Source organism: Desulfocucumis palustris (assembly GCF_002933875.1).
Classification (GTDB): Bacteria; Bacillota; Desulfotomaculia; order Desulfotomaculales; family Desulfocucumaceae; genus Desulfocucumis; species Desulfocucumis palustris.
On record NZ_BFAV01000053.1, the window covers coordinates 1 to 785 of the forward strand.

A 785-nucleotide genomic window follows, 5' to 3' on the forward strand; every position below is an offset into this window, starting at 1 on the left:
GGCGCGCCGGTGGTAAATAACCGAAACGTAGAAAAAACGTCGGCGGAAATTTACTGGGACGCATCCCCTTATCCCCCCGGCACAACCTATACAATTAGCCTGAATGGGAGCGTTGCGGCAACGAATGTTGCGGGAGCAACATACACATTCACCGGTCTTACACCTTCAACAAACTATACCGCCAGTGTTGTGGCGGTTCTACCCGCGGGGGGAGGCAGCAGTCCGCCGGGAAGCACATCATTCAGGACGAAAGATCCGGATGATTCCGGGGATCCAGGTGGAGGACCTGATCCAACTCCAATAGGTAATAGCAGTATTGTATTCAGTCCTAATTCTTCAGGAGAGGTACCGGGCAACAGAAATGGCTGGGTGAATACCAGCATACCGGTAACGGCATCGGTTAGCGGAGATACCACAATAACAAAAACCGTAAATGTGAACTGGTCGTGGAACGAGCCGCAGCCGGACCAGTGTTCCACGGGCGAGGACGGCAACGAGGTCTGCACGCCCCAGCCGGATATAGTGCATACCGGCAGTTCAACATACAGCAAGACCTGGACCATAGGCCCGGTTAACATTACAGGTTCGGCCGGCGGCGCTGGCAGTGTTGTCCTGTCCGCCGAAGGGGCGAACCTGTCCCTTACAGCCAATGCCCATTGGAACCTGACCTCCCAGGAGTGGGATTTGCCGCCGGACCCCGAGGCCGGGGTGGCGGTGCCGGATATTCAAGCCCCGGCGGATTTAACCGCAACGTCGGGGATATACAAAATAGACAAAACACCGCC

General features: G+C 56.1%; 1 protein-coding gene. It reads left to right on the forward strand.

Annotation, left to right across the window (positions count from 1 at the left end):
- Positions 1-785 (forward strand): fibronectin type III domain-containing protein (locus DCCM_RS18425; protein WP_165792014.1); only part of this gene is annotated, 785 nt, incomplete at both ends.